The sequence below is a fragment of the Brachybacterium sp. p3-SID957 genome (assembly GCF_025144775.1).
In the GTDB taxonomy this organism is placed as follows: Bacteria; Actinomycetota; Actinomycetes; order Actinomycetales; family Dermabacteraceae; genus Brachybacterium; species Brachybacterium epidermidis.
In genome coordinates this window covers 1-7,154 of the sequence record NZ_JALXKT010000095.1, presented here as the reverse complement: position 1 = coordinate 7,154, position 7,154 = coordinate 1, and the positions used below count along the sequence as shown (strand labels likewise).

Here is a 7,154-nt window from a genome sequence, read left to right as displayed (position 1 = left end):
TGCCCGGATCAGGTGGACCACGCAGGTCTGGACCATCGAGTCCGGCCAGGTCGCCTCGATCGCCTCTGGGAGCCCCTTCAGGCCGTCGCAGCAGACGATCAGCACGTCCCTGACGCCCCGGTTGGCCAGGTCCGCGCAGACGTGGGCCCAGAACGCCGAGCCCTCGGTGTCTTGGACCCAGATGCCCAGCACGTGCTTGATCCCGTCGAGGTCGACTCCTACGGCGATGTAGGCGGCGCGGTTGAGGACCTGGTTGTTCTCCCGGATCTTGATGCGGATCGCGTCGAGATAGATCACGGGATAGAACTCCTCCAGCGGCCGGGTCTGCCAGGCCAGGACCTCTTCGCTCACGGCGTCGGTGATATTGGAGATCGTCTCGTGGGACAGGTCTGTGCCGATCGTGCTCGCCAGGTGGTGCTGGATGTCCCGGATCGTCATCCCGCCCGCGTAGAGGCTGATGATCATGTCATCCAGGCCGCCAAGGCGCCGCTGGCCCTTGGGGACCAGGCGCGGGGTGAACGAGCCGGCACGGTCCCTGGGGACGTCCAGCTCGATCGGTCCGACCTCGGACTCCACGGTCTTGGGTGTGGTGCCGTTGCGGGAGTTCCCGCTGCCGCGGCCCTCCGCGGCGTGCTTGTCATAGCCCAGGTGGCTGGTCAGCTCGGCCTGCAGGCCACGCTCCAGGGCGGCTTTCACCAGCGCGGGCACGAACCCGCCGTCGCCGGTGAGCTGAACATTGCCTGCGTCGATCTGAGCGAACAGGGCATCCAGCTGCCCCGAGGACTTCAGCTCCTCGACCAGGTCCCCGCCAGTGGGCTCACCACCGGCCTGCTTCTTCTCGTTGGTCATGGTCATGATTCTTACCGTTCCTTTCAGTACGGCTTACACAGACCATCTGACACGCCCGCCCATCAGGGTCATCACCGGCACCATCACGCTGATCCGGAACCGCTCACCAGGCACCTCGATCCCCCCGGTCTCCAGCACACTGCGGGTCAGCACCAGGTAGCGCAGCGCCGCCAGAGTCAGCGGCGCACCGGTGGCGGCGGCCTGCCCGTCCGGATCGAAGGGGACCGGGGCGCCGTCGGCAAGGGCGTGGCGCTGCTGGTCCTGGATGGCGCGGGCGCTGGCATCCAGGCGTCGTGACAGGGAGAGGATCTCCGGGACGGGTCCGGTGATGCGGACGGTGGCGGTGCCGTCATCGACCGGGGAGCCCTCCAGGGCGACCTCGCGCTGGTCCTCCGGCCGTGGGGTGGTCTCACCTGCCTGGTGGAGCCAGGCCACCAGGACACGCAGTTCACGACGGAACCGTTGGACGGGGATCGAGGCCAGGTCCCAGACCGATACCCGCTGATCCACCTCCGCCAGCTGGGCGGGGGTGAACTCCCTAGTGGTGCGGAGGATCCGCTGGTGCCACTCGACCGGCAGGTGCCCGGCCTCGAGGCGGGCGAACAGGGCCGGTAGATGATGCACAGCGGTGTGTGCCTGGCGGATCAAGGTCGAGGCATGGCTGGTGGTGGTGCGCAGGGCGACCGCGGCCACCACAGCGGACTCGGCCCGGTCATCGGCTGCTTCCTCGTCGTTCGCGGGCGCGATCCACAAGGGCGCCAGCTCCCGCAGCATCCGGGCATGCTCACGGGACTGCTCACGCTGCAGGCCCAGCAACCGCACTGCGGTATCAGCCTCCACTGTGCCCGGCACCGCACCGCCCCGCTCAGCCACGCTCTGCGGGGTCAAGGGGTGACGGGCCCGGACCTGGTTCGCGGGCGGGATCGGGGGCTTGGGGGAGGTGATCGGGGCGTAGCGGGAGCGCGGGGCGCGTGGGGGCTCCTCGATCAACTCCCCGTTCTCGAACCGGAACGATGGCATCGCACCCACCCCCCTTCTTCCCACCCAGTGATCACGACGCCGACATGCACGGTGACCAGCCGATTGACCAGGCCTTTTCAGATACGAACCACCCTACGGACCCCCACCGACAAACCAAGCCCGGGCCCCGCAATGGGGACAACCACCCCCAGGGGAGGAACCCCGCGAAACGACCAGCCCGCAACGGGCCCAGGCCACGGGATCGGGGGGACCCCAGGCGACCTGTCGGCCCCCGAGCGGCCCCCGGCCGAGTTCACGACCGCGTCGGCTCCGTCATCCCACTCGCCAGGGAGAACTCCTCCCAGCGGCCCGATGCCGGGATGCGGTGAGCCGGCCCGCCGACCAGGAACGCGAGTGCGCCCGCTGCACACACGCCTGCGAACAGGAGGAGGGTCGCCACGGGCCCCCACTCCTCGAGCCCCCATCCCGCAACCGCCGGTGCGAGCGGCATCATCCCCATCGCCAGCAGCCCTGTCATCGCCCCTGCCCTCCCGAGCATGTCCCCCGGAGTGATATGCATGAAGAACCCCATGGTCGCAGCGTTCAGCGGCGCCAGCCCGATCCCGATCATCGCGTACGCCCCGGCGATCATCCACAGGTTCGGAAGTAGCGGGAGCAGCGCAGTCACCGCCGCGATCACCCCGAGCTGCACCATCGTCAGCAGCCCCGTGGGGACTGAGGCGACGAGCCGGGGAGCGGCGATAGAACCGGCCAGGATCGCGACGGCGAGCGCGGTGTTCAGCAGGCCTATCCTAACAGGGGGAACTCCCTCGGCTGCGAGGTGCAGTGTCATCGCCAGTAGGGCACCGTTGGATCCGAGGTTGACCAGGGACGCAGCGAGCGCGATCTGGATCCGCACGGGTTGACCCAGGATCCATCGCAGGCCGTGGGCGAGGTCGGTCAGCACGGAGCTGGGCCCGGCATCGGCCTCGCGCGGGCGGTAGTCACTGCGCATGAGCAGGGTGCAGATCAGATTGATGGCGCTGCCCAGCGCTTGTGCCAGAATCGGCGCAGCAAGGTGCCAGGCCAGCAACGCGGCGCCCACGGGGCCGGCTCCGATCTCTATGGCCGCATCTCGCCCCTCGTTCACGGACATCGCCGTCGGAAGCTGCCGGGCAGGAACGAGCTGTTTCAGCATCGCATTGGATGCCGACCCCAGCAGCGAGGCGCGAAACCTGTCCGCCGCGGCCAGGGTGGCCAACACCCTCAGGTCGGCGATACTGAGGATCAGCGCAGCCACCAGCAGGATCTGCACCATCACTCCGAGGGCGCCGGAGAGCATCCGCAGCTTTCGCCGGTCCATTCGATCTGCGATCACCCCTCCCGGCAGCATGCCGACCAGCAGTCCGATGCCCTGGATGAGCCCGACGATCCCGGTGGCGACCGTGGACCCGGTGACCGCGAAGGCGATCAGTGGGAAGGCGAACATGCCGATGCCCGAGCCGATCCCCGATGCGATGTCCCCACCCAGCCATGCGAGGTACTCGCCATTGCGTCGCAGCGGGACCTCGGGGGCCTCAGTTTCGAGCGGCGGGGTGCGGTCGACCATGCAGTCAGAATAATTCCGCAGGAGTTAGTGCGCAATAGTTCTTGCGCACTGCATGATGCGCATACCCGATAGGATCGACCCATGGCAGAGAACGCCGATGCGCCTGTCCACGCCAGTCGCGATCAGCTGCGCGCGATGGCCCATCCGCTGCGCATGCAGATCGTCGAGCGGGTTGGCCGACGCGGCACGGCTCGCGCCGCGGATCTTGCCTCCGACCTCGGAATTCCGGCCAACTCCATCAGCTACCACCTCAGAATCCTGGCCCGAGGGGGCGTGCTCAAGGAGGCACCGGAGGCAGCCCGGGACCGTCGCGATCGAGTGTGGAGACTGCGGCAGCACAGCTTCCAGCACGCTCCCGGGAACTCCGACACCGATGGCACGGGTACGGACGACTCCGACTACTCCGCAGCCTCCGGTGCGGTCTCGCTGGCAGCCTTCGACTGGATGCGATCGGCATGGGCCGAGGAGATCGCCCGTCGCGCGGACCGGCAGGACGATGCCGACGACAGCGACGATCGAGGCCGAGGACTGATGTTCGCCTCCACTCTGCGTCTCTCCCCCGGGCAGGCCCAGGACTTCTTCGAGCACATCGCGAGGATCCTGCAGGAGTACAACCGTCTGAACCGCGATGCCCAGGGGACTGATCTGCCCGGTGACCCGGATTCGGACGGCAGCGCGACGGACTACCGCGTGATGTTCGCCCTCGTCGGCGACCCACCGTCGCCCCCGCGCGCCGATGGTCAGGACCCGCCCGTAGAATCGCGGCATGACCACGCCTGAGACCACCACCAGCACGCCCAGCACCACCGCCGACGCCACCTCTGCCGAGGCCGGCACCGTCTCCTCCCCCACCCACGCGTGGGGGATCGGCCTGGCCACCCTCGCCGCCGACGGCAGCACGCTGGATGCCTGGTACCCCTCCCCCCAGCTCGGCGAGGCTCCACAGGATCCGCAGTCGCACCCGCTGCACGCCCAGCTCTCCGCCGCGGCGCAGGACGACGAGGTGCGCGGCACCACCCGCGAGGTCGTGGTACGGGCGATCGAGCTCGCCTCTCCCCCGGCCGACACCGCCGACGCCTACCTGCGCCTGCACCTGCTCTCCCACCGCCTGCTCCAGCCCAACGTGCAGAGCCTGGACGGCGTGTTCGGGGTGCTCACCAACGTGGTGTGGACCTCCGAGGGCCCGTGCGCCGTGAGCGGCTTCGAGGAGACCCGCCTGCGGCTGATCGCCGCCGGTCGCACTCCCACCGTGTACAGCGTGGACAAGTTCCCCCGCATGGTCGACTACGTGGTCCCCGCCGGGGTGCGCATCGGCGACGCCGACCGCGTGCGGCTGGGAGCTCACCTGGCCGACGGCACCACCGTCATGCACGAGGGCTTCGTGAACTTCAATGCCGGCACCCTGGGCACCTCCATGATCGAGGGCCGCATCTCGCAGGGCGTCGTGGTGGAGGACGGCTCCGACGTGGGCGGCGGCGCCTCCACCATGGGCACCCTGTCCGGCGGCGGCACCCAGCGGGTGCGCATCGGCAAGCGCTCCCTGGTGGGCGCGGAGGCCGGCGTCGGGATCGCGCTGGGCGACGACTGCGTGATCGAGGCCGGGCTGTACGTCACCGCGGGCACCAAGGTGGTGCTGGTGGGCGAGAAGGGCCAGTCCCGCGAGGCCGGCAGCGACACGGCGCAGGGCGAGGCCGGCAGCGACCATCCCCACGTGGTCAAGGCCCGTGAGCTCTCCGGCGTCCCGAACCTGCTGTTCCGCCGCAACTCGCTGACCGGCGCGGTGGAGGCGGTGGCCCGCCAGGGGCAGACGGTCGAGCTCAACTCGGCCCTGCACGCGAACTGACGTGGCCCGCGGTTCCCGCCGCGCCCCCGGGGGCCGCCGCACATCAGGTCGCGAACCGCGCCGCCGAAGGCGCCCCCTGGGGCGCCACCTGGTGCTGCCGTTGACGCTGGTGCTGCTGTTCGTCGGCATCGCGGGAGGTTCCTATGTGGCGCTGCAGCGCTACGGATCGCCGCTGGGCGAGGGCACCTGCACCGCGACGGGGCTGGGCACCAGCCACCGCTACACGGTGGACCGCGTCGCCAACGCCGCCCTGATCAGCGCGGTCGCGGTGGATCGCGGGCTGCCGCCCCGCGCGGCGTCGATCGCCCTGGCCACGGCGTACCAGGAGTCCCAGCTGCGCAACATCGACTACGGGGACCGGGACTCCCTGGGCCTGTTCCAGCAGCGCCCCTCCCAGGGGTGGGGCACCGAGGAGCAGATCATGGACCCGGTGTACTCCACCAACGCGTTCTACGACGTGCTGGTCACCATCGACGGCTACGAGTCCGGGGACATCAACGACGTCGCCCAGGAGGTCCAGCGCAGCGGGTTCCCGCAGGCCTACCGCGACCACGAGACCGAGGGGCGGCTGTACGCCTCGGCCCTGACCGGGCAGAGCGGCCCGAACCTGCGCTGCACGCTGGCGCAGGCCCAGGGCACCTTCTCCCCCGAGGGCGTGCGCAGCGAGCTGGAGCGCCAGTTCCCGCGACTCAGCGAGGCGGGCCTGGTGACCAGCACCCTGGCCGATGCCGGCACCGTCGTGCCGACGGTCCCCGCCGGGGCCGGTGCCACCGCGCTGGTGATCGACGTGGGTGGGGACGAATCGCTGGGATGGACCATGGCGAACTGGGCGGTGGCCCGCGCCGCCGAGGACGGCGTGGTCCAGGTGAGCTACCAGGGGCGCGCATGGGACCGCACCGCGCGCGGCGAGGAGGCCGATGCCTGGGGGAACATCGACGGCGGGGATCCCGACCGCGTCGTGGTGCTGGTCAGTACGTCATGAACCCGCGGGCGCGGAACTGCTCGCGCACCCGCTCCACGGTCTCCTTCGAGGGGGGCTGGGCGTCTCGCAGCTTGTACTCCATGCCGAGGGCATCCCACTTGTCCTGCCCCATGTTGTGGAAGGGCAGCACCTCCACACGCTCCACGACCTGCTTCCACGGGGCGATGTTCTCGGCGATCGCCTCGACGTTCTCCTCCGAGTCGGTCCAGCCGGGAACCACCACGAAGCGGATCCAGACGGTGGTGCCGCGAGCGGCCAGGCGATTGCCGAAATCGAGCGTGGGCTGCAGTGGCCGGCCGGTGAGTGCCTTGTAGGACTCCTCGGTGCCGCTCTTGACGTCCAGCAGCACCAGGTCCACGTTGTCGAGGAAGGCGTCGTCGGCCACCGCGCCCAGGTAGCCGGAGGTGTCGATCGCGGTGTGGACGCCCATCTCCTTGGCCGCCTGTAGCACGTTGCGGGCGAAGGCCGGCTGCATCAGCACCTCACCGCCGGACAGCGTGATGCCTCCGCCGGAGGAGGAGAACACGCGGCGGTACCGCTTGATGCGGCGCACCAGCTCCTCGAGCTGGACGTCCTGCCCGCGGCGCATCTCCATGGTGTCGGGGTTGTGGCAGTACACGCAGCGCAGCGGGCAGCCGGAGAAGAACACGGTCAGCCGGGTGCCGGGGCCGTCGACGGCGGTCACCAGCTCCCAGGAGTGGATCGAGGCCAGGCGGCCCTCGCGGATCGCGGCCAGCCGCTGGGAGCGTTCCAGCTCCGCTTCGGCCATGCCCTCGATCCCCGCGCCGGTGCGTCGGTTCTCGATCGGGGTGCCCAGTCGCAGGTCGATGCTCTCGCCCATGTCGCTCCGTTCCCTCGTCCGACCAGGTCCTCGGTCCCGGTCGGCACTGCTCGTCGTGCAGGCGGGGGGG

General features: G+C 69.9%; 7 protein-coding genes. 3 read left to right on the top strand and 4 right to left on the bottom strand.

Annotated features, from left to right (window positions below; all coding sequences use genetic code 11):
- The 3 genes from M3B01_RS14175 to M3B01_RS14165 form a co-directional block, all read right to left on the bottom strand.
- Positions 1-849: IS256 family transposase (locus M3B01_RS14175; RefSeq protein ID WP_259793145.1), on the bottom strand; the 849-nt coding region annotated here is incomplete at its 3' end.
- Positions 850-882: 33 nt separating this feature from the next.
- Positions 883-1,869: a DUF222 domain-containing protein gene (locus M3B01_RS14170; protein ID WP_259793143.1), complete on the bottom strand. Its 987-nt coding sequence runs from the start codon at positions 1,867-1,869 to the stop codon at positions 883-885.
- Positions 1,870-2,122: 253 nt separating this feature from the next.
- A complete protein-coding gene (locus M3B01_RS14165; RefSeq protein WP_259793142.1) occupies positions 2,123-3,418 on the bottom strand; it encodes an MFS transporter in 1,296 nt (431 codons plus the stop codon).
- Between the two features lie 81 nt (positions 3,419-3,499).
- Between M3B01_RS14165 and M3B01_RS14160 the strand changes: the two genes are divergently transcribed.
- From M3B01_RS14160 to M3B01_RS14150, 3 genes are all read left to right on the top strand, one after another.
- Positions 3,500-4,198, top strand: a complete 699-nt coding sequence (locus M3B01_RS14160) for a helix-turn-helix domain-containing protein (RefSeq protein ID WP_259793141.1) — start codon at positions 3,500-3,502, stop codon at positions 4,196-4,198.
- A complete protein-coding gene (gene dapD, locus M3B01_RS14155) occupies positions 4,185-5,261 on the top strand; it encodes a 2,3,4,5-tetrahydropyridine-2,6-dicarboxylate N-succinyltransferase (protein ID WP_259793139.1) in 1,077 nt (358 codons plus the stop codon). The genes M3B01_RS14160 and dapD overlap by 14 nt, the downstream gene beginning before the upstream one ends.
- A gap of 91 nt (positions 5,262-5,352) precedes the next feature.
- Entirely contained in the window at positions 5,353-6,243 is an 891-nt protein-coding gene (locus M3B01_RS14150) for a hypothetical protein (RefSeq protein WP_259793137.1), read from the top strand.
- Here M3B01_RS14150 and pflA read toward each other — a convergent pair.
- Positions 6,230-7,084, bottom strand: a complete 855-nt coding sequence (pflA, locus tag M3B01_RS14145; protein WP_193866151.1) for a pyruvate formate-lyase-activating protein — start codon at positions 7,082-7,084, stop codon at positions 6,230-6,232. The genes M3B01_RS14150 and pflA overlap by 14 nt on opposite strands.
- Positions 7,085-7,154 lie beyond the last annotated feature (70 nt).

Bases quoted from the DNA above. Each gene is read 5' to 3' on its own strand.
- dapD (WP_259793139.1), top strand. From the start codon at position 4,185: ATGACCACGCCTGAGACCACCACCAGCACGCCCAGCACCACCGCCGAC.
- M3B01_RS14165 (WP_259793142.1), bottom strand. From the start codon at position 3,418: ATGGTCGACCGCACCCCGCCGCTCGAAACTGAGGCCCCCGAGGTCCCG.
- pflA (WP_193866151.1), bottom strand. From the start codon at position 7,084: ATGGGCGAGAGCATCGACCTGCGACTGGGCACCCCGATCGAGAACCGA.
- M3B01_RS14160 (WP_259793141.1), top strand. From the start codon at position 3,500: ATGGCAGAGAACGCCGATGCGCCTGTCCACGCCAGTCGCGATCAGCTG.
- M3B01_RS14170 (WP_259793143.1), bottom strand. From the start codon at position 1,869: ATGCCATCGTTCCGGTTCGAGAACGGGGAGTTGATCGAGGAGCCCCCA.